Here is a 23310-nt window from a genome sequence, read left to right as displayed (position 1 = left end):
CTGCCTGCCCAATGTTTGTGTAGCCTGTAAAAACAAATTTGCAGGTCATACACACATCGGGATTTTAAAAACTAGCTGATGTTTTATGTTTAAACAATAAGATTACCAAGCTACAAGCACCTAAAAAAAACATAATTAACATGGAACTTAAAGACGAAATCGGGCAATTTGCCGTTAGAATTAAGAAAATGCTTCCTCAAGTTCAATCAGAAGATTTAACTAGAAATGCATTGGTTATGCCTTTTATCCAGATATTGGGCTACGATGTTTTCAATCCATCTGAAGTACAATCAGAGGCTGTTTTAGATTTCGGTGTTAAAAAAAGTAAAAAAGTTGATTACACAATTATGAAAGATGGCGAACCAGCCATTTTGGTAGAGTGTAAGCATCACGAAGATAGCCTTGATATTCATGATTCTCGTTTATCAAAATATTTCCGTAAAACTAAAGCTAAATATGGCTTACTAACAAATGGTTTAGTTTACCGATTCTACACTGAAAAAATGGTTAGAAGTAAAAAAAATCAAGAGCCCTTATTCGAATTTAATATTAAAGATACAAAAGCGGCTACAATTGCGAAATTGTTGGAAGAGCATAAAGATTACTTTAATGTTAAGCAAAATGTAGCAAGTTAAGTTTTTTATAAAAGAGATATAAAAAAGGTTCTAATGTAAATTAGAACCTTTTTTTGCTTAACAAGCAAAAAAAGGAGAAACCTTATGAGTTTCTCCTTTTTTAATATAAAAATTGTTGTTAATTAAATTAACTCAACACTTCTACTTACAAAAGCAGTTAATTCTGCTCCAGTTAGCATGCCCTGTGCTAATAAGGCTAAATCGACAGCTTGTTTAGCTAGGTTACTTTGCTCTTCGCCTTCTGCTTTTAAAATTTTGCTTACCAACTTATGGTTACCATTAATAGCAACTTTATAACTATCTGGCATTTGGCCATAGAAGCCCATTCCACCACCCATCGCAGCCATGTCTTTCATACGACGCATAAATTCATCCATCGTAATCGTTACTGGTAGTTCATCTGGGTTTAAAGCCACAATTTCTACCTGCATACCTGGTTTAGTGATCGCCTTTTCGAAAATTGTAGTTACTTCTTTTACCTGTTCTTCGCTTAAAATGTGCTCATTAACCTCATCTTTGTCAATCAGTTTATCAGCTACACTCGAATCAACACGTTTGATTGATGTTTTTTCAAGTTTTTGCTCCAATTGCTGAATAAAATGGTTATCAATTGGCGAATCTAGAACTAAAACATCGTAATCTTTTTTATTAGCCGATTGAATAAAAGCATCTTGTTTAGAAGCATCATTAGTGTATAAATAAACTACACTTCCGTTTTTATCGGTTTGTAATGGTGCAACTTTTTCTTTGTATTCTGGCAAAGTGAAAAGCTCGTTTTTTGTGTTTCCAAGTAATGCAAAATCTTTAGCTTTATCGTAAAATTTCTCTTCGCTAATCATTCCGTATTTTACAAAAATACCAATGTCTTTCCATTTATCTTCGTAAGCTTTACGGTCTTTGGCAAATAACTCTGCTAACTTATCGGCAACCTTTTTAGTAATGTAGTTGTTGATTTTTTTAACGTTGCTATCAGCCTGTAAGAAACTACGCGATACATTTAACGGAATATCTGGCGAATCGATTACGCCATGTAACAACATTAAAAACTCTGGAACAATATCTTTAACCTCATCAGTAATAAATACCTGGCGAGAATATAATTTGATTTTGTTACGTTGCATTTCGAAGTCGTTTTTCAACTTAGGGAAATACAATACACCTGTTAAATTGAATGGATAATCAACATTTAAGTGAATCCAGAATAATGGCTCTTCGCTAAATGGATATAATTCGCGGTAAAAATTTAAATAATCTTCATCTGACAAATCAGCAGGAGCTTTCGTCCAGATTGGATTAGTTGTGTTGATAATGTTATCAACTTCTACATCATTATATTTTGCTTTACCTTCTTCATCAACACCGTCTTCAACAGATTCGGTTTTAGTGCCAAATTTAATTGGAACAGGTAAAAATTTAGCATATTTATCCAGAATCTCCTGTAATTTCGATTCTTCTAAAAATTCTTCCGAATCTTTGTTTACATGAAGAATGATATCGGTGCCACGAGTAGTTTTGGTGCCTTCAGTAATTTCGAATTCAGTACTTCCGTCGCAAACCCAACGAGCAGGTTCGGCGCCATCCTGGTAAGATAGAGTATTAATTTCAACTAAATCTGCAACCATAAAGGCCGAGTAAAAACCTAAACCAAACTTACCAATGATTTCGTTGGCATCTTTTGCATCTTTAAATTTTTCTACAAACTCACTTGCGCCAGAAAATGCAACCTGATTGATGTATTTTTTAATTTCTTCGGCAGTCATACCCAAGCCATTATCGCTAATGGTAATGGTTTTTGCTTCTTTATCAACGGCAACTTGTACCAAAGGTTGGCCCACTTCGCCATTAAACTGACCTAATGAACCTAGTCTTTTAATTTTCTGAACCGCATCTACCGCGTTAGAAACCAACTCACGAAGAAAAATCTCGTTATCAGAGTATAAAAACTTTTTAATTATCGGGAAAATATTTTCGGTATGTATCGATATATTTCCTTTTTCCTGTATGCTCATATGTAAATAAATTGTTTAATCTACATTTAGCCTAACAAGGCTTGTTCCAAAGCGATTTATTTGCCAAAATGACAGATTAACTTTCATCGTTGCAAGGCCAGCTTTCATACCTGCGGCAATCTCCTTAATCGATGTAGTTTTCTAATTTATTGTTTCTCACAAATTGATTTTGGAAAGCAAGGCCTGTATTTCTATTTATAGTCCCGCTATCATTCCAAAGCCGTTTGCATTAAAAAAATGCAATCCGTGTTTTCCATTTTATCGGGTTTATAAACTTAAGCCATCGCGTTAAATAAAGAAGCAATTTCCTTAAATAAGCATCTCAAGGAATCTGTATTGATAATGAATCGGGAAGCAACTTATATATTAACATCAATGTTTTCAATTTATTGATGTTAGTTTTAACTGATCAAAAATAAAAAAGGCACATTGCTTTAACAATCTGCCTTATTCAATTATTTTGAAATCTGTATCTGATTAATTTAAATGGAAAGAGGTATCTTCTTCTAATGAAAGAATTTTACTGATTTTCTTTAACAATACATCCATTTGGAATGGTTTAGATAAGAAATCATCCTGTCCGTAATTAAGTGTTGTAAAATCTTTAGGATCATACAAGCCCGAAATTAATAAAATTGGAATCTTAGAAGTAGCATCGATTGATTTTAACTGCTCGCACAGTACACGACCATCGATGTGACCAAGCGAAATATCAAGCAGAATTAAATCTGGTTTAAAACTTTCAATTCTATCAAAAACTTCTTCACCGTTATTAAGTGCCGAAACTTTAAAACCGCCTATTTCAAGTATTAATTGTATGGTTTCTAAAACCTCAATATCATCGTCTACGACCAGTATTCTCTTCATATTCTTGTAGCATTTAAATGCTTTTGTAATAATAACAAAATGATTGATGTTATGTTTATATTCTTTTAAGATTTTATTAATATAAAAAATAATCCACTTTAGCTTAAATAGCTTGTTTTACAACGCCTTCCTTTTGTAAAATAAAATTGAAAAGATCTTCAATTGGTTTTTGCAGAATTTTTCCAGTGGTAATTCCATTTTCTTCCAGCACGCTTTTTAATACATCCTGGTAATAGTAAGCAATTGAACCTACAAAATGGCAAGGAACGGCTTTGTGATTTGGATAGTCTTTTATATTGGTATCGACAAATTCCTGAAAGCCCTTTTTTAGAATATCATGAATGAAAGGATGTTCGTAATTATTGGCTAAAAATCTGCTAAAGCCAGCAAGGTAAATATTTGGGAATGGTTTCTGATAAACGTTTGTAATGATTTGTTCTTTTTCTGCAGGAAAGGTTTTTTTAAATTCTGATTCTAGTTCTGCTGGCATTTTTTTATACAAATAACTTAGCAAAACCTTCTTACCGAAGAACGTACCTGATCCTTCATCGCCTAAAACGTAGCCTAAGCCATGGTGGCCGTCTTGAATTTTTTTTCCATCAAAGTAGCAAATGTTAGAGCCTGTACCTAAAATGCAATTAAGTCCTTCAGAATCGCCACAGGTAGCATAAACAGAACCAAGAAGATCGTGCTCTACAGAAATAAAAGCATTTGTAAAAACAGCCGATAAACCGTTTGAAACAACTTCATGTTTATCTGGAGAAGAACAGCCCGCACCAAAAAAATAGATTTCTTTAACTTCTTTAGCAAGTGGTGCTATAACTTCATTTTTAAAAATTATTCGACTAATCTCTTGTTCATTTAAAAAGTAGGGGTTTATGCCTTGAGTGTTAAACTTAATAGTTTCACCATTAAAATAACCCATCCAATCAGTTTTAGAGGAGCCACTATCTGCTACGAGTATCATGGAATAAATATAAAAATTAATTAGATAAATTTATATTTCCGCTTATTTCTTTTAAAGTGATTTCTGCTAATTTTGCTTGAAACTGCATCTCTATAAAACGGTTTTGAGCATTAATAGAGTTTCTTTGTGCTTCTCTCAATTCAATAGGAGCGATGCTTCCCAAACGATACTTTGCCAAAGTTATATCAAGATTCTCTTTTGCAATATCAACATTTCTTTGTTCGAGTTTAACTAAATCCAAAAAGGTACTGTAATTTTGGAATGCAGTAAGTAATTGTGAGCTAACATCAAGCTTTGTTTTCTCTAAGTTTAACGAAGAATTTTCGATATCGATTTTGGCATTTCGTTCTTGTTGCCTTTGCAAAAAGCCATTAAAAATATTTAAGCTAGCTGTTAAGCCATAGGTAAAACCATTAGCTGCAAACTTTTGATTAAAACCCGTTGGGCTGGTGCTGTTCGTACGGCTATAACCTGAGTTTAAACTCACAGCAGGGTATCTTGCTCCTTTAATCGATTTTAAGTTTAAAGATGCAACTCTTTGGTTGATAAAGGCATTTTGCACATTAGGATTTTGCTTTTCAGCCAATTCTGCCAGCTGGCTATAAACTAAAGCTTGATCTATATTAATATCATTATCTACCGAAAAAGTGAGATTTACATTTCTAACCAATAATTGGTTTAAGCGAACTTTAGCTACTTGTAAATTGTTTTTTTGTTGAAGATAACTTGATGTATCCGTGTTATAATCGACTTGAGCAGTTAATACATCGAGTTTAGAACCACGGCCTAACTGCAATTTTGTTTTGGCAATTTTTTCTCTGAAAACAGAAATATCAATAGCGCTGTCGGCCGCGACAACTAATTTTTGTTGTCTAACAACATCATAATAAGCAGAAATTACATCAGCAATAGTGGTAAGTATAGCCAGGCGGGCATTTAGTTCTCCCTGTTTCTGTAATTCTTTTAAGCGATCATAATTGGCAAACATGCTAAAGCCATCAAAAACAGTCCAGTTTAAATCGGCACCTAAATCATTGTTTGTGCTTTTTGCTCCAGTTATCACCCTATCTGGTCCCGTTGCAGGTGTTTGACGGGTATTTTGAACACTTCCACCATTTGAATATGTAGCCGTTAAATTAGGTAGCATACCAGCATTCCCAATGTTAGCATTGTTTTTGGCAATTTTTACTTCGTTTTGGCTTATTTTAATATCGTAGTTATTCTGCATAGCAATAGTAATTGCATCTTGCAAAGTCAACTTTTCTTGTGCTTTTAATGCAAAAGAAAAAATACTCAATAACAATATAAACAGATTTATTTTTTTAATCATTTCAGTTTTATTGATGCTCTAGGGCTTCTTTTTCGAAGCGTTCGGCTTCTTTTAAATCTTTGTTAGGTTTATGTGGTTTTGCCCAGTAAGAGTAAATTGCAGGGATAACAAATAAGGTTAAAATTAGTGAAAACATGGTTCCGCCAACGATAACTGTTCCCATACTCATTCTACTTTTTGCTGCTGCACCTAAAGCAAGTGCAATAGGTAAAGCTCCAATTGCAATAGCCAGGCTGGTCATTAAAATTGGCCTTAAACGAGAAACCGAAGCTTCGCGAATAGCTTCAGGAATTGGCACTCCTTTTTCTTTAAGCTGATTGGCAAACTCTACTATTAAAATACCGTTTTTGGTTACCAAACCGATTAACATAATTGTACCAATCTGGCTAAAAATGTTCCAGCTTTGACCACATAGCCATAAAGATAAAAACGCACCAGCCACAGCCATTGGCACAGTTAAAATAATTATAACAGGATCTTTAAAGCTTTCGAATTGTGCCGAAAGAATTAAATAAACTAATAATAAAGCCAAGCCAAAGGCGAAGAAGGTATTAGAAGAACTTTCTTTAAAATCACGTGATTCGCCACTTAAATCTGTAGAAAAACTTTCATCTAAAACTTTCTTAGCAATAGCATCCATAGCATCGATACCTTCGCCAATGCTTTTTCCTGGAGCTAGACCAGCTGAAACCGTTGCCGAAATAAAACGATTGTTTCTATATAATTGCGGCGGGCTACTTTCTTCTTTTGCGGTAACTACATTATCTAACTGAACCAATGCTCCTTTATCATTTCTAACATAAACCGAGCTCAAATCCAATGGATCTTTTCTATTCGTTCTATCAAACTGGCCAATAACCTGATATTGTTTTCCATTCATAAAGAAATAAGAAAAACGTTGCCCGCTTAAGCCCAGGTTTAGAGTTTGTGCAATTGTAGCAATTGAAACACCAAGGTTTTTTGCCTTATCCCGATCTATTGTTAAATTAATTTCGGGTTTGTTAAATTTTAAGTTTACATCAGAAACAGTAAAAGTTGGATCTTTGGCAACTTCATCCATAAATAAAGGCACTTTTTCACGAAGTTTCTCGAAATTTTGAGCCTGTATAATATAACTGATGGGTAATCCGCCACGGCGACCAACAGAAATTGTAGGTTGCTGGTTAACGATAACTTTACCCTCACTATATTTTTTCGTAATTCGGGTAAGCATATCTGCAATTTCCTTTTGCGAACGTTCTCGATCCTCGGTATTAACCAAGCCCATTCTCACGAAACCAGAGTTTGTTGATCCAGCTCCACCAAATCCTGGAGATGTAATTGTAATATTAACATTTTTTTCAGGAACCGAATCGATAACCATTTGGTTAATCTTCATGATGAAATTATCGGTGGAAGTAAAAGATGCACCTTCTGGTAAAGTTACATTCATATTAATTGCACTTCGATCGTCGTATGGCGCTGTTTCTTTTGGTAAAACCTTCCAGAATAAGAAAATCATGCCCATGCAAACAATAATAATTGGTATCGATAACCATCTTTTATCTAAAAACTTATTAAGGTTTGCTTGGTAAGCATCATTTAATTTAACAAAATAAGGTTCAGTCCAATTGTAGAATTTTGATGGTTTATGCCCGCCTTTTTTCATTAAATAGGCATTAAGCATTGGTGTTAAAGTTAAGGATACAAATGCCGAAATTAATACTGCTGCTCCAATTACAACCCCAAATTCCCTAAATAAGCGTCCAACAAAGCCTTGTAAAAATATTACTGGTAAAAATACTGCAGCAAGGGTAATTGAAATTGAAATAACCGCAAAGAAAATTTCGTTGGAGCCTTTAATCGCAGCTTCAAAGGGCGACATGCCTTCTTCAACTTTCTTGAAAATATTTTCGGTTACCACAATACCATCATCAACTACCAAACCTGTTGCTAAAACAATTGCAAGTAAACTCAATACATTAATCGAGAAACCGAAAATGTACATCACAAAAAAGGTGAAGATTAATGAAACTGGAATATCGATTAACGGTCGGAAAGCAATTCCCCAATCTCTAAAGAAAAGATAGATAATTAAGATTACCAAAACCAGCGATAAACCAATGGTTTCTGCAACTTCGGTAACCGACCGCTTAATGAAAAGTGTATTATCCAAAGAAACATTTAACTTAATATCCTTAGGTATATCTGCTTTGAGCTTATCAAAACGCTTATAAAATTCTTTGGTAATATCCAGATAATTTGCACCTGGCTGCGGTACAATTGCCACTGCCACCATCGGTTTACCCGATTCTCTTAAAATGGTTTCTTCGTTCTCCGAGCCAAGTACAACATTGGCAACATCCTTTAGCTTAATAACCTGGTTGCTGTCGGCTTTTAAAATTAGATTATTAAACTGCTCTTCATTGGTTAGTTTTCCAAGTGTTTTAACTGTTAATTCTGTTGTTGCGCCAGTAATTTTACCCGATGGAAGTTCTACATTCTCATTATCCAGTGCGGTAACAATATCTTGTGATGTTAAACCATAAGCACTCAGCTTATTGGGGTCCATCCAAATACGCATAGAATATTTTCGCTGGCCTTGAATTTGAACACTACTTACACCAGGAATGGTTTGAATACGATCTGCAATTACATTTTCTGCAAAATCACTCAATTCAAGGGTGTTTCTTTTATCACTCTGAATGGTCATAGAAAGAATTGCATCAGAGTTTGCATCAGCCTTGCTCACTGTTGGTAAACCATCAATATCCTTTGGAAGTGTTCTTGCTGCTTGCGAAACCTTATCGCGAACATCATTTGTAGCCTCTTCAATATTCTTATCGAGGTTAAATTCTACTGTAATATTACTTGTTCCCTGATTACTTGATGATGATATATTACGAATACCATCAATTGAGTTAATAGATTTTTCTAATGGTTCGGTAATCTGCGATTCGATAATATCTGAGTTTGCACCTGGATAAGATGTTCTCACAGAAACAACAGTTGGATCAATAGATGGATACTCGCGAACCCCCAAAAAGTTATACCCGATTATCCCAAAAAGGACAATCAAGAGGTTCATAACTATGGCAAGAACAGGCCTTTTTATACTCGTGGTCGAAATGCTCATAATTATTCTTTAACCAAATGAACTTTAACAGGTGCATCTTTCTTTAACGACATAGAGCCAGTTGTTAAAACAGTATCACCAGCTTTTAAGCCTGATGTAATTACAATATTCTCATCAGTTCTGGTGCCCGCCTGAACCTGTACTTCTTGTGCTTTACCATCTTTTTGGACATAAACAATTTTACCTTTCAACACAGGGATTACTGCTTGATTGGGGATAAGAATAGCATTTTCCATTGTAGTTAATGCAAGCTTTATTTTAGCAAATGAGCCTGGAAGTAAAGCATTATCCTCGTTTTTAGCTAAAGCCCTAATTTGCAAGGTACGTGTCGCTGCATTTATACCTGGTTCTATGGCGTAAATTTTACCTGTATTTTGTTTTGCCGAACCTTCAGTTGCAAATGTGATTTCGGAACCTATTTTTATTTGTGCCGCATATTTTTCTGGTACAGAGAATGTAATCTTAACAGGATTTGTGCTTATCAGATTTGCAATTACCGTAGCTGGTGTTAAATATGTTCCTGCTGATATGCTTCGTAAACCAATACGGCCACTAAACGGCGCACGAATTGTGGTTTTTGCTAATTGTGCTCTTACTAAATTAGCCTGAGATTGGAACGACCTTAAATCTGCTAAAGAAGTATCATATTCTTCCTGACTGATAGCGCCTTTTTCTAAAAGCTGCTTAGCTCTGTTTTCGTTTGTAGCCGAAAGTTTTTGCTTCGTTAAAGCATCCTGCAATTGTGCCTGAATGTCTCTGTCGTTAACCTTTACTAAAACGCTGCCCTTAGAAACCGTTGTTCCTTCTTTAAAGTAGATTCCAGTTACTAAACCAGAAACTTCACTTTTAAGTACCACCGATTCGTTTGCTTCTACAGCTCCAGTAACTTCTAAATCTGTATCAAATTTCGATAATTTAACAATTATACCATCAACTGTGGTAGCTGGAGCAGATTTTCCGTCTTTCCCGCCTTTGTTGCCTTTTCCTTGCCCAGCTGATGCGCCAGCGCCTTTACCTTCTAATTTTTTGTTTGCATTAATTCGGTAGTAAACCAAATAGGCAAGCCCTAAAGCTAAAACAATGTAAATAATGTATCTTTTTTTCATTTGTGTTTATATTCCCCTGTTGAGCGTGTTAATAGATGAAAATTCCAAAAGGGCTTGTAAAAATATTCAAAAGTTCATGCATAAAATTGTTGTATTAAGGATGTTACTCATTCGTTTATCAGTTAATAGGTTATTGGCCATTAGTTAAGTAGTATTGTCCTATCCATTATTTATAATTTTATTTAATTGCAGCTTATAAAACAATTATTTAAGGAGGAAACAGTTACTTATAAAGTATCGACAGCAATTTGGTGCTTAAGTTTAAAACTTCACAACTATTTTACAGCACATTTTATAATTTAATTTTAATCAATGACCATAAAATATAAATTTGTGGCAAAACAAACTAAATATGTTTATTAAAAAATCGATTTTAAGTTTAGTAGTATTACTAATATCTATTATGGCAGCGAAGGCGCAAGTTAAGATAGGTTTCGAGGTTTCCTTTAAAGAACCTCAGGCACATTATGCTGATGTTCAAATGAACATTTCGGGATTGGCGAAAGATTATATTGATGTGAAAATGCCCGTATGGACGCCAGGCTCTTATTTAGTCCGCGAGTTTGAAAAAAGTGTTGAGGGCTTTACCGCTTCAGCGTCTGGGAAAGCTTTAAGAGTAGAAAAAGTTAGGAAAAACACCTGGAGAGTTTTCTCAGCAAAAGCAAATAATGTTAAGATAAATTATAGTATTTATGCTTTTGAAATTTCTGTTCGCACACCATTTATTGATGAATCCCATGCGTTTTTGTCTCCAACAGGAATTTTTATGCATCCAGACGGGATGATTAAATCACCTAGTACGGTAAAAATTATTCCCTTTAAAACATGGAGTAAGGTATCTACAGGTTTAACACCTGTTGCTGGGAAACAATTTACTTATTCAGCACCAGATTTTGATTGGTTATACGATAGTCCGATTGAAGTTGGTAATCAAGATACATTTGAGTTTATGGCATCTGGTGTTCGCCATGAGGTTGCAATGTATGGTGGTGGTAATTATGATAAAGAAAAATTGAAGGTTGATATGGCCAAAATTGTAGAGCAAGCTACCGCAGTTTATGGCGAAAACCCTAATAAATATTACTTATTCATCGTGCACAACTTTAACCGTGGTGGCGGTGGTTTAGAACATTTAAATTCAACTACGTTAGGTGCAACAAGAAATGCATATAATACAGCGGCAGGTTATAAAGGCTTTTTAAGTTTGGTAGCGCATGAGTATCATCACTTGTGGAATGTTAAACGCTTACGTCCTGTAGCTTTAGGTCCATTTGATTACGATAATGAAAACTACACTACAAATCTTTGGGTGGCAGAGGGTTTTACATCATACTTCGAAAATAAATATATTTTAAGAGCAGGTTTTGAAGATCCTAATGGATTTGTAAATGGTTTAGCTGCTGCAACTGCAACAGTATTAAATACTCCAGGTGCAAAAGTTCAGTCTGCAGCTTCATCTAGCTACGATGCATGGATTATAGGTTACCGTCCGAATGAAAACTCAAAAAACAACTCTATTTCTTACTACAGCAAAGGCGAAGTAATTGGTATTTTGATGGATTTAGAAATTATCAATGCAACAAAAGGAGCAAAAAGTTTAGATGATGTAATGAAAGCGATGTATTTGCAATGCAAAACTTTAAAACGCGGTTATACAGATGCCGAATTTAAAACAATGGTTGAAAAAATATCGGGGATTAGTTTTACCGATTTTTGGGCAAAGTATGTAAATGGCGTTGTTGATGCAGAATATGTTAAGTATTTCGGATATGCAGGTGTTAATGTTTCTACAGAAAATGCAACACCAGATAAGCCTGTTACAGGCGCAGCAGCACAATTGGTAAATGATGGTTTATCTGTTAGCTCTACCACAAGAGGCTCTGCAGCTTGGGATGCTGGACTTAATGTAAACGATGTAATTATTTCGCTTGATGATGTTTCAGTTGGAGATGCATTATCTACAATTAAATTACGCACACCAGCTGTTTCATTAGAATCTTTACCAGTTGTTTCGAAAAAGAATATTGGTGATGTTTTAAAGCTCAAGGTAAAGCGTGATGGAATTGAAAGAGAGATTACTTTAACATTGAAGGCAAATCCAAGTTTACGCTTAAAAGCTACTATTGATGAGAATGCTTCAGCAGCACAAAAGGCTGTACTTAAAAAATGGATGGGTATTTAACCAGTTCGTTAATTATATAATACAAAAAATCCCGTTAGGTTTGCTAGCGGGATTTTTTATTTTAATGTGTTGCTTTCAAAGCCTAGAAAGTATATCTGAAGCCTAAACCAAATCTGCCAGCACTAAAATCGCTTCCATTATCGCCAAGATATATACGTGGTCTCCAGTCTAATGCAATAGCTAATGGTGCGCCTTTAATTTTGTAATCAAGCCCAGCCATTGGAACTAAATAGAAGCTAGAACCTCCATCATAAAGTTGTAAAGATGGACCACCACCTGCAAAAAAGTCTAGGCCTTCTGCTCCTTTAATTGGTGTGTTGTATTGTAAAAATGCTTGTATGAAAGTTGAGTTGCCACCAAATAGAACCTCTCCTTGTACTGCTCCATGTCTGCTAAAATGATGTCTTAAAGATGGACCGACTAAAGTTGCACCGTCACCAAAATCGATACCTAAACCTACGCCTGTTTTATAGTTTTGAGCTTTAACATTTGTTGTAGTCAAAGCAAATAACGCTGCGCATCCAAAAATAGTAAAAAGTAATTTTTTCATAATCTAAAGATTTATAATGTTTTTTTAAAGTATTACAGCCTTAACAACTTTAGTGCCGTTTCTGTTTTTTAGGTAAAAATCTTATTAGATAAAAACAATGCTTGCATAGTAATTTTGTTATTGCTAAGTTTATTAAAATATTTTTTATCGAAATTGTAAAGGCTTTTTTATGCTGGATAAAAACTTTTTTTGATGAATAGGCATTAAAGATTTACATCTTTTATTGTTTGATTTTTTTAACTTAACCAAATATTACAAATCATATGGCTGCAGCAATTAAACGAGTTTTCGATCTCTTAAAATATAGCCTTGAGCAACCTCAGCAAGAATTCATAAACGGAAAAATAAACGGCAAATGGATAAATTATAGTACAGCAGAGTTTTGCGAAGTAACTGATAATTTAAGTCGTGGTTTAATAAGTCAGGGAATTGGAAAAGGAGGGCGTGTTGCAGTAATGTCTCATAACAGGCCCGAATGGAATATTGCCGATTTTGCCGCAAATCAAATTGGAGCTTATCAAATTCCACTTTATCCAACGCTGGCCGATCATGATATCCAATTTATATTAAAAGATGCAGAAATATCAATCATATTTGTTGCAGATGAAGATTTGTATAAAAAAGTTAAACCAAATGTCGAAGCGGTTAACCCGAAAATAAAGATATACACGTTCAACGAAGTTAATGAAGTTGATAACTGGGTAAAGCTTACCGAGGAAGGGAAAAGTAGTTCCGAAATTAACCTCGATGAATACCGTGATGAAATTCAGCCTGAAGATATTCTTACCTTAATTTATACTTCTGGTACAACAGGAACACCTAAAGGCGTAATGTTAACACACGATAATCTTGTCGCAAATTTTGTAAACTCTTCGGTTGTAATGCCAGAAGGGGTAAACAAGGGATTGAGCTTTCTTCCGTTGTCTCATATATTTGAACGCATGATTATCTATCTGTATCTATTTAATCGTACTTCTGTTTATTATGCAGAAAGTATGGATACAATTGTAGCCGATATTCAACATGTTAAACCTAATTCCTTCTCAACGGTTCCGCGGTTATTGGAAAAGGTTTACGATAAAATTATGGAGAAAGGCAAGGCGCTTACTGGAATTAAGAAAGGAATTTTCTTTTGGTCGGTTGCTTTGGCAGAGAAATACACAACGGATGCAAGCGCCTGGTATAATTTTAAATTGGGAATTGCCCGTAAGCTTGTATTTAAAAAATGGCAGGAAGCATTGGGCGGAGAAATCGTGGTAATTGTTTCGGGTGGTGCTGCTTTAAATCCGCGGTTGGCAAGGATTTTTTGGGCAGCAGGTATGCCTGTTTTTGAAGGATATGGTTTAACAGAAACCTCTCCTGTTATTACGGTTAATCATTTCGGAGGAACAATGTTCGGTTCGGTTGGTGAAGTAATTAAAGGGGTTGAAGTTAAAATTGCACAGGATGGAGAAGTTTTAACCCGAGGACATCAGGTAATGAAAGGTTATTACAACCGACCTGATTTAACCGCAGAAGCTATCGATAGCGACGGATGGTTCCATACTGGCGATATTGGTGAATTGGTTGATGGCCGTTTTTTGAGAATTACAGATCGCAAAAAGGAAATGTTTAAAACTGCGGGAGGTAAATATGTTGCGCCTCAAATGCTCGAAAATAAATACAAAGAGTCTATTTTTATTGAACAGATAATGGTTTTAGGCGAAAACAGAAAATTTCCATCAGCTTTAATTGTGCCTAATTTTGAAACGTTGAAAACCTGGGCTGGAAGAAAAGGAATAACCTTTACATCAAACGAAGAAATTATTAAAAACGAACAAGTTTTAGCTAAATACAAAGAGGTAATAGATGTGGCAGGAGTTGATTTTGGTAAATGGGAGCAAGTTAAACGCTTTGCGCTTTTGCCAAAAGAATGGAGTATTGATGGTGGCGAATTAACGCCAAAGTTAAGTTTAAAACGAAAAGTAATTACTGAAAAAAATAACAGTGTAATTGAAAAAATTTATAAAGATGCAGAAGATTACAAAGCGCCAAATTAGTATTTCTTTTTTAAGCTATTTTTTAGTTGTCTGTTTAATATCTGGCTGCGTTAGCGGTCAGCTAGGTAAAAATAATAGTGGCGAATACAAAAACGGCATGGTTGTTTCTGCCCATCCCAAAGCTTCAGAAGTTGGTATAGAAATTCTAAAAAAAGGTGGTAATGCCGTTGATGCTGCGGTTGCAGTTCAGTTTGCTTTGGCCGTAGTTTATCCAAATGCTGGTAATATAGGTGGTGGTGGTTTTATGGTTTACCGCTCATCAAAGGGCGAAATCAGTGCACTCGATTTTAGAGAAAAGGCTCCAGCAAATGCAAGCAGAGATATGTATCTTGATTCTGTTGGAAATCCTATAGTGCCTAAGAGTTTATATGGTCAACTTGCTTCTGGTGTTCCCGGATCAGTTGATGGAATGGTTGAAGCGCATAAAAAATATGGTAAATTAAGTTGGGCAGCAGTTATCCAACCAGCTATTGATTTAGCTCAAAACGGCTTTCCTATTACAAAACTCCAAGCTAGTGAGTTAAATAATATGCATAGAAATTTTATGAAATTTAACCCTCAGGGTACTGCGTTTGTTAATCTTGAATCAACTTGGAAGGAAAATGATTTGTTGGTTCAAAACGAGTTAGCCAATACCTTAAAATTAATTCAGGAAAAGGGGAGAGCTGGTTTTTATGAAGGCAACGTAGCCGATTCTATAGTAGTCGAAATGCAAAAAGGTAAAGGCTTAATTACAAAAGAAGATTTAAAAAATTATCACTCTGTTTGGCGTAAACCAGTTACAGGAACCTATAGAGGATATAAAATTATTACCATGCCTCCAACTTCAAGTGGGGGAATTGCATTGGTACAACTGTTGCAATCTGTCGAACCTTATCCCCTAAAAAAATGGGGTCATAACTCAGATTCCACAGTTCAGGTAATTGTAGAGGCAGAAAGACGGGTTTATGCAGACAGAGCAACGCATTTAGGAGATCCTGATTTTTATGCCGTTCCTCAAAACGAATTGCTAAGTGCAGATTACAATAAAAATAGAATGTCTACTTTCAACTGGACAACAGCAACTCCAAGTAGTTCTGTTTTAGCTGGCGTTGTTAAGGGTAAGGAACACGAAGAAACAACGCATTTCTCAATTGTAGATAAAGATGGAAATGCCGTTTCAATTACTACAACTTTAAATGGCTCTTATGGTTCTTTTGTAGCTGTTAAAGGTGCTGGTTTTCTGATGAATAACGAAATGGACGATTTTTCTGTTAAACCTGGAGCGCCAAATATGTATGGTTTAGTCGGCGGTGAGGCTAATGCTATTGCGCCAAATAAAAGGATGCTGAGTTCGATGACGCCAAGTATAGTAGAAAAAGATAATAAATTATTTATGGTGGTTGGTACGCCAGGTGGCTCGACGATAATAACTTCTGTGTTTCAAACAATTATAAATGTTATAGATTTTGAAATGCCTATGCAATCAGCTGTTGCGGCTAAAAAATTCCATCACCAATGGTTGCCAGACGAAGTGTATGCAGAAAAAGACGCTCTGGATAGTTTAACTACTGAAAAACTAAAAGCTAAAGGTTATAAAATTGTTCCCCGTGGTGCCATTGGAAGGGTAGATGCGATTTTGAAAACAAAGTGGGGGTCTTATCAGGGAGGTGCAGATCCACGAGGCGATGATAAAGCAATTGGTTACTAATTGTTGATAAGTTTAAAATTATTTTCTAATAAAAATCTTTTTGGTATGACAGTTGTTAGAGGTGTGTGACGCTTGTTAACGTTAATTAGAAAAGATATGAAATTAAATTTATTTAAATCCTTGCCGGTAGCATTAGCCGGTTTATTTGTAGGTACTGCTGCTATGGCTCAGGAACCAGCAACAACAACACCCCAGTTCAGAACTTGGTCTATTGGTGTAAACGCAGGAGCGTTAACCCCACTTTCTCCGCTAGGTGGAAGAAACGACTTCAGTAATAACAAAACTAGTTTTGGTTACGGATTGTATATCAAAAAACAAATTACAAATTATTTCTCTCTTCGTTTGGATGGAGTTGCAGGTAAATTAAAAGGTGATAATACCGAAGCTTATGATAGTGGTTTCACTAACACAAGTACTGTTTCTGCTTTCGATACTAAATTAAACTATTCAGCAAGCTTAAATGCGGTTGTTAATATGTTTAATATCGATATGTTTAAAAAGGAAAATGCAATTCAGCTTTATACATCTGTTGGTGCTGGTTTAGCAGGTTACAAACCAACTGTTACTACGGCAGGTGGAACATCTGCTTATGCTGGTGGTAAAGCAATTAGCGAATTAATTATTCCAGTTGGTTTAGGTGCTAAATTTAAAGTATCTGATGGTGTTAATATCGATTTAGGTTGGACTATCAACTTTGTTGATGGAGATAACTTAGATGGGTTATATAAAAACGGAAATAACGATAAATACAACTATGCTTATGCTGGTTTAGAGTTTGCATTAGGTAAAGGAAAACAATTAGCTTTCCATAATCCAGTTGCAGCAACTTATGATGAGGCTTTAGCTGCTAAAAATGCTGCAAACGCATTAAAAGGCGATTTAGATGCTCAAAAAGCTGAAAATGCAAAATTGCGTTCAGAAATGGCTGATTTGTTGAAAGATACAGATGGTGATGGCGTTGCTGATAAATTAGATAAATGCCCTGGAACACCTTCAGGTACTGTAGTAGATGGTTCTGGTTGTCCTTTAAAAACTCCAGAAAAAGTTGTTGAAAAAGTTGTTGTTACAGAAGAAGATCGTAAAGTTGTTAATGAAGCAATTAAAAACTTAGAATTCGATTTAAACAAAGCTACTATTCGTGCTAAATCTTTTGCATCGTTAAACAGAGTTGCAGCTTTATTAGTTCAGAAAAACTTCAGCTTGAAATTAGCAGGTCATACAGATAACACTGGTTCAAAAGAATTAAACTTACGTTTATCTAAAGCTAGAGCAGAATCTGTAAAAGCTTACTTAGTTGCTCAAGGTGCTAATGCATCTCGTATCGAAGCTACAGGTTACGGAATGGGTCAGCCAATTGCATCAAACAAAACTGCAGCTGGTCGTCAGAAAAACCGCCGTGTAGAGTTTACGCTTTACTAGTCAGTTTAAAATATATTGCAAAAGCGGTGTCGATTTAATCGACATCGCTTTTTTTATGGAATAGATTTGATAATCTTTTTGATCTCGATTAAATCGTTCATTTCAAAATTTGTAGACTGAGGGACGAATTTTTGATAAATAATTTGACTATCCTTGCTATCATAAACACTAATGATCTTATCGTTAGAGCGTTGTGTGTATATTAGGTATTTAATTGGTGTGTTTTTGTTTAAAATTAAACTATCCATTTCAGAATAAGAAGCAAATTTTAACTTGTAGGTGTATGGCTCCTGGGCAACCTCATTGTTATTATTTTTTGTCCCAGTAGAACGGGCAAGACTGAATAGCTGCCTAATATACTCGGGTACATATAAGGTTTCTTTTGAAAGTTGAGGTAACCGTGTTTTATTGTAAAATTGAAAATCTAAGTATTGACTTCTTTGCGTATTTAATCCATCATTTATCTGTTTTAAATAACCAGCTAAAAAGCCAGGCGACCAATTGTAAAACTTCGAGTTGTTGTATAATTGATTTAAAAGATCGGATTTAGGCCCTCTTCTTGCAGCCATTCTTCCACTTATTTCTTTAACAAGTAAATCTGTAAAAGCATCGGTTGATAAGTTTATTGTGGCTAATATGCTTTCTTCTTTTTGCTTAGGTTTTTCTGAAGGAGTAATGAGTTTTAGGGCATAAAAAACGTTTACGTTTGTGGAGTTATCGATAGTTTCGCTATAACCATCAAAATAAAATAACGAGTAGCTGGAAGAAGCTATATCGTATTTCGCAAGTTCATTAGGCTTAATTATTTTAAAAGGAGTAATTGTCCAAACTTTTTTAATCGCTTCATTAAATTTTTCCAATTCCGGATAATCGTTATATTGTAATGTGAAAAGTGTGGTGGTTGTTTTAAAACCATCTAGTTTTGCTTTTTGCGCTGCCTCAATTCCAAAATAAGAAACCTGGCCTTTGCAAATTACGCCGATTAGGAGAACAGGAAAAATTAATAATATTTTTTTTATAAGTAGCATAGCTAAGTGTTTTCATTTGTGCAGTTCAATTATAAGAATCTTTTGACAAAAATTCTTCATTTTGCTATTGCATTAACAAAATACATTCATTAGCTTTGTTATGCAAGCATAATAAATTTAACCAAATGAAGCAACAACAAACATTAGATTATCACGTTAAGTTTGCCTGGCAAAACATGTTTAATAAGTACAACCAAATGGCTGCAGGCTTTGGTATTACACAGGCAATTGGTTATATGCTTATTAATATTGATGATGTTGATGGCACAGCAGTTTCGAACTTAGCTGCGTTGCTTGGTGTTAAAGCAACAAGTCTTTCTCGCATGTTAAATAATATGGAAGATGCCAAGCTTATTTATCGCGAAACTTCTGCAGGAGATAAACGTTCAGTAAAAGTGTTTCTAACTGATTTTGGGAAGGAAAAGAAACAATTAGCCAAAGGCGTTGTTCGAAAGTTCAATGAATATCTTGATGAACATTTTTCTAAAAAGGAAAAAGAAACTTTCATCACATTGTTGATAAAATTAAATGATATAACTGTAGCATATACTGTTGATTAATATGAAACGAAGCATTAATAAAGTTGCCGTTTTAGGTTCAGGTATTATGGGGTCGCGTATTGCATGCCACTTCGCCAATATTGGTGTAGAGGTTTTGCTTTTAGATATTGCTCCGAAAGAACTAAGCCCAGAAGAACAGGCAAAAGGACTAGCATTAGATAATCTGGTAGTAAAAAATCGAATTGTTAATACAGCTTTGCAAACTGCTGTTAAAACAAATCCATCTCCAGTTTATTCTAAAAAAGTATTAAACAAAATTAAGACGGGGAACTTCGACGATGATATGCCGAAAATTGCCGCCTTTGATTGGGTGATTGAAGTGGTAGTCGAAAATTTAGACATTAAGAAAAAGGTTTTCGAACAGGTGGAGCAATTCCGTAAACCTGGTACATTAATTACTTCTAACACTTCGGGTATTCCAATTCATTTAATGGCCGAGGGTAGAAGTGAAGATTTTAAAGCGCATTTCTGCGGAACACACTTTTTTAATCCGCCTCGTTATTTAAAATTATTGGAGATTATTCCAACGCCACATACCAAACCTGAGATTGTTGATTTCTTGATGCATTACGGAGATAAATTTTTAGGTAAAACCACGGTTTTATGTAAAGATACGCCTGCTTTTATTGCAAACAGAGTTGGGGTTTATTCCATAATGGCACTGCTACATTTGGTTGAAAAACTAGATTTAACTGTTGAAGAAGTTGATAAATTCACTGGTCCAGCTTTGGGCAGACCGAAATCGGCAACTTTCCGTACTTCGGATGTGGTTGGTTTGGATACCATGATTAAGGTAGCTAAAGGACTATATGATAATTGTCCTGAAGATAAAGCGCATGAGCTGTTTAAACTTCCTGAGTATGTTAAAAAAATGGAGGAGAACAAATGGCTTGGTGATAAAACCAAACAGGGTTTCTATAAAAAAACTAAAACTGCTGAAGGAAAGACCGAAATCCTTGCGTTGGATTTAAAAACCTTAGAATATAAACCTCAGCAAAAGGTAAAATCGGCTACTTTAGAAATGACCAAGCCTGTTGAAAATCTTCGTGAACGCATGAAGATTTTCGCCAAAGGAAAAGATAAAGCGGGCGAATTATTCCGCCATTCTTCTTTCGGTTTATTTGAATATGTATCAGATCGGATTCCTGAGATTTCTGACGAATTGTATCGTATTGATGACGCGATGCGTGCAGGTTTTGGTTGGGAACTTGGTCCGTTTGAGCTTTGGGATGCCGTTGGTGTGAAAGAAGCGATTGAGGGAATGGAGCAGTACGGAAATAAAGCTGCGGCTTGGGTTCAGGAAATGCTTGATGCTGGAAATGATGCATTTTACAAAGTAGAAGGTGGTGTTAAGAAGTATTATGATATTCCAACAAAATCTTACAAAGCTTTACCAGGAACCGATGAGTTTATCATTCTGGATAATATCCGCGAGAATAAAACCCTTTGGAAAAACTCTGGTGTTTCGATTATTGATTTAGGCGATGGCATTCTGAATGTAGAATTCCATACCAAAATGAATACCATTGGTGGGGATGTCATCTCTGGAATTAATAAAGCTATCGATATGGCCGAGAAAGATTACCGTGGCTTAGTAATCGGTAACGACGGTGCAAATTTCTCTGCTGGTGCCAATGTGGGTATGATTTTCATGATGGCGGTTGAGCAGGAGTGGGATGAGTTGAATATGGCCATCAGAATGTTCCAAAACACTTCGATGCGCATTCGTTATTCATCAATTCCTGTTGTAGTTGCGCCACACAATTTAACTTTAGGCGGTGGCTGTGAGTTTAGCTTACATGCAGACCATGTTCAGTTATCGGCTGAAACCTATATGGGTTTGGTTGAGTTCGGTGTTGGAGTAATTCCAGGTGGAGGTGGAACCAAAGAATTCGCTTTACGTGCTTCTGATGAATACAAGGACGATCAGATTGTTCAAAATGCTTTGAAAGAGCGTTTCTTAACGATTGGTATGGCGAAAGTTTCTACTTCTGGTTATGAGGCTTACGAATTGGGTTATTTACAAAAAGATAAATTCTCTATTTCGATGAACCGCAACCGTTTATTGGCCGATGCAAAAGCAAAGGCAATTGAATTGGCTGATGCTGGTTATACAAAACCAGTTCAACGTACAGATATTAAAGTATTGGGTAAGCAAGGTTTAGGAATTGTCTACGCTGGTGCAAATAGTATGTATGCTGGGCATTTCATTTCTGAACACGATAAAAAAATCTCTGAAAAATTAGGTTATGTAATGTGTGGTGGCGATTTATCGTCTCCTACAGAAGTAAGCGAGCAATATTTATTGGACTTGGAAAGAGAAGCGTTTTTATCACTTGCGGGTGAGCGAAAATCTTTAGAACGGATTCAATCGATTATAACCAAGGGGAAACCGTTAAGGAATTAGGTAGTAGATATGAGGTTTGCTTAGCCACTTCGTCATTGCGAGGTACGAAGCAATCTTACAACTAAGGGTTTTTCTATTGCATTAAGATTGCTTCGTGCCTCGCAATGACGGCAAGAGTCAGGAAAATGCGTATAATAAAAAGATAATATTGGCTAGCGCCATAAGAAATACTAAATAAAATGGAAGCATATATTATAGCCGGATATCGTACAGCAGTGGGCAAGGCGCCCCGTGGCGTATTCCGTTTTACGAGAGCTGATGATTTAGCTGCAGAAGTGATTAGAGCTTTGGTGGCGTCGGTTCCGAATTTAGATAAGGAACAAATTGACGATGTAATTGTAGGTAATGCTACACCAGAGGCAGAACAGGGCTTAAATATTGCCCGTATGATTTCGCTGATGGGCTTGGATACGGACAAAGTTCCAGGTGTTACTGTAAACCGTTATTGCGCATCGGGTTTAGATACGATTGCGACTGCAGTTGCGAAAATTAAAGCTGGAATGGCCGATTGCATTATTGCTGGCGGTGTGGAAGTGATGAGTGGAATGCCTTTCGGTGGCTGGAAATTAGTACCGAATGCTGAGGTTGCCAAGAACAATCCAGATTGGTATTGGGGGATGGGTTTAACTGCCGAAGCCGTTGCAAAAGAATATAACGTGAGTCGCGAAGACCAGGATGCGTTTTCTTTGAAATCTCATGAAAAGGCGATTCAGGCTATTAAAAATGGTCATTTGAAAGATGGTGTTTTGCCCATTACAGTGAATGAAAATTACCTGGATGAGAACTTGAAAAAGAAAACGCGTTCTTATGTAGTGGATACAGATGAAGGTCCGCGTGCTGATACGACTTTAGAAAAACTGGCAAAATTGAAACCAGTTTTTGATGCGGTTGGAAGTGTTACAGCAGGTAATTCATCGCAAACTTCTGACGGCGCAGCATTTGTTTTGGTGGTTTCTGAAAAGAAAATGAAAGAATTAAATGCAGAGCCAATCGCGAGGTTAGTAAGTTATGGAGTGGCTGGTGTTCCGCCAAGGATTATGGGGATAGGTCCGATTGAGGCAATTCCGAAAGCATTAAAACAAGCGGGGTTAAAACAAGACGATATTGATTTAATTGAATTGAACGAGGCTTTTGCTTCACAATCTTTAGCAATTATCAGAACATTGGATTTAAATCCTGACATCATCAATGTAAATGGAGGAGCAATTGCTTTGGGTCATCCGCTTGGATGTACGGGGGCTAAACTTTCAGTACAAATGATGAACGAACTAAAAAGACAGAATAAAAAATATGGTATGGTTACCATGTGTGTAGGTACAGGGCAGGGCGCAGCAGGTATTTTTGAGCTTTTGTAGGCAATTTATTCGTTATATCGTCATTGCGAGGTACGAAGCAATCTTAATGCG

16 protein-coding genes are annotated in these 23310 nt (G+C 35.8%); 8 read left to right on the top strand and 8 right to left on the bottom strand.

Going from position 1 to position 23310, the window contains the following annotated elements:
• The first annotated feature begins 140 nt into the window (after window positions 1-140).
• On the top strand, window positions 141-635 hold the full coding sequence (locus ACZZZI_RS06655; protein WP_316764814.1) for a type I restriction endonuclease: 495 nt from the start codon (window positions 141-143) through the stop codon (window positions 633-635).
• Window positions 636-757: 122 nt separating this feature from the next.
• Here ACZZZI_RS06655 and htpG read toward each other — a convergent pair whose 3' ends face one another.
• The 6 genes from htpG to ACZZZI_RS06625 all read right to left on the bottom strand — a co-directional run bounded on the left by htpG (window position 758) and on the right by ACZZZI_RS06625 (window position 10029).
• A complete protein-coding gene (htpG, locus tag ACZZZI_RS06650) occupies window positions 758-2644 on the bottom strand; it encodes a molecular chaperone HtpG (protein WP_463488991.1) in 1887 nt (628 codons plus the stop codon).
• A gap of 477 nt (window positions 2645-3121) precedes the next feature.
• On the bottom strand, window positions 3122-3511 hold the full coding sequence (locus ACZZZI_RS06645) for a response regulator (RefSeq protein WP_316764812.1): 390 nt from the start codon (window positions 3509-3511) through the stop codon (window positions 3122-3124).
• A 103-nt stretch (window positions 3512-3614) separates the two neighbouring features.
• Window positions 3615-4478 (bottom strand): N-acetylglucosamine kinase, encoded by an 864-nt coding sequence (locus ACZZZI_RS06640; RefSeq protein WP_316764810.1) that lies wholly within the window; start codon window positions 4476-4478, stop codon window positions 3615-3617.
• A gap of 16 nt (window positions 4479-4494) precedes the next feature.
• On the bottom strand, window positions 4495-5808 hold the full coding sequence (locus tag ACZZZI_RS06635; RefSeq protein WP_316764808.1) for a TolC family protein: 1314 nt from the start codon (window positions 5806-5808) through the stop codon (window positions 4495-4497).
• A gap of 7 nt (window positions 5809-5815) precedes the next feature.
• The gene (locus tag ACZZZI_RS06630; RefSeq protein WP_344765681.1) at window positions 5816-8923 is read right to left on the bottom strand and encodes an efflux RND transporter permease subunit; all 3108 of its coding nucleotides are present in this window, start codon (window positions 8921-8923) and stop codon (window positions 5816-5818) included.
• A gap of 2 nt (window positions 8924-8925) precedes the next feature.
• Window positions 8926-10029: an efflux RND transporter periplasmic adaptor subunit gene (locus ACZZZI_RS06625; RefSeq protein ID WP_316764803.1), complete on the bottom strand. Its 1104-nt coding sequence runs from the start codon at window positions 10027-10029 to the stop codon at window positions 8926-8928.
• A 352-nt stretch (window positions 10030-10381) separates the two neighbouring features.
• Here ACZZZI_RS06625 and ACZZZI_RS06620 point away from each other — a divergent pair, with 352 nt between their 5' ends.
• Window positions 10382-12211 (top strand): M61 family metallopeptidase, encoded by a 1830-nt coding sequence (locus tag ACZZZI_RS06620; RefSeq protein WP_463488990.1) that lies wholly within the window; start codon window positions 10382-10384, stop codon window positions 12209-12211.
• Between the two features lie 82 nt (window positions 12212-12293).
• On the opposite strand, the gene ACZZZI_RS06615 is transcribed toward ACZZZI_RS06620, so the two are convergent.
• Window positions 12294-12761, bottom strand: coding sequence for a hypothetical protein (locus ACZZZI_RS06615; protein ID WP_463488989.1), 468 nt, complete (start codon window positions 12759-12761; stop codon window positions 12294-12296).
• Between the two features lie 263 nt (window positions 12762-13024).
• On the opposite strand from ACZZZI_RS06615, the gene ACZZZI_RS06610 reads away from it, so the two are divergent.
• From ACZZZI_RS06610 to ACZZZI_RS06600, 3 genes are all read left to right on the top strand, one after another.
• Window positions 13025-14800: an AMP-dependent synthetase/ligase gene (locus ACZZZI_RS06610; RefSeq protein ID WP_463488988.1), complete on the top strand. Its 1776-nt coding sequence runs from the start codon at window positions 13025-13027 to the stop codon at window positions 14798-14800.
• On the top strand, window positions 14772-16490 hold the full coding sequence (gene ggt, locus ACZZZI_RS06605) for a gamma-glutamyltransferase (RefSeq protein WP_463488987.1): 1719 nt from the start codon (window positions 14772-14774) through the stop codon (window positions 16488-16490). Before ACZZZI_RS06610 ends, ggt begins: the two co-directional genes overlap by 29 nt.
• A 96-nt stretch (window positions 16491-16586) precedes the next feature.
• Window positions 16587-17909: a DUF6089 family protein gene (locus ACZZZI_RS06600; RefSeq protein WP_316764790.1), complete on the top strand. Its 1323-nt coding sequence runs from the start codon at window positions 16587-16589 to the stop codon at window positions 17907-17909.
• 53 nt (window positions 17910-17962) lie between these two features.
• Here the strand turns inward: ACZZZI_RS06600 and ACZZZI_RS06595 are convergent, their stop codons facing one another.
• On the bottom strand, window positions 17963-18937 hold the full coding sequence (locus ACZZZI_RS06595; RefSeq protein ID WP_344765693.1) for a hypothetical protein: 975 nt from the start codon (window positions 18935-18937) through the stop codon (window positions 17963-17965).
• A gap of 125 nt (window positions 18938-19062) precedes the next feature.
• Between ACZZZI_RS06595 and ACZZZI_RS06590 the strand changes: the two genes are divergently transcribed.
• The 3 genes from ACZZZI_RS06590 (at window position 19063) to ACZZZI_RS06580 (ending at window position 23259) form a co-directional block, all read left to right on the top strand.
• Window positions 19063-19497: a MarR family winged helix-turn-helix transcriptional regulator gene (locus tag ACZZZI_RS06590; protein ID WP_316764786.1), complete on the top strand. Its 435-nt coding sequence runs from the start codon at window positions 19063-19065 to the stop codon at window positions 19495-19497.
• Between the two features lies 1 nt (window position 19498).
• Window positions 19499-21904, top strand: coding sequence for a 3-hydroxyacyl-CoA dehydrogenase NAD-binding domain-containing protein (locus tag ACZZZI_RS06585; protein ID WP_463488986.1), 2406 nt, complete (start codon window positions 19499-19501; stop codon window positions 21902-21904).
• 179 nt (window positions 21905-22083) lie between these two features.
• The gene (locus tag ACZZZI_RS06580; RefSeq protein ID WP_316764780.1) at window positions 22084-23259 is read left to right on the top strand and encodes an acetyl-CoA C-acyltransferase; all 1176 of its coding nucleotides are present in this window, start codon (window positions 22084-22086) and stop codon (window positions 23257-23259) included.
• Window positions 23260-23310 lie beyond the last annotated feature (51 nt).

The organism is Pedobacter sp. AC190, assembly GCF_979258025.1.
Note: the sequence above shows the minus strand (reverse complement) of the source record. Positions and strands in the feature narration are given on the sequence as shown.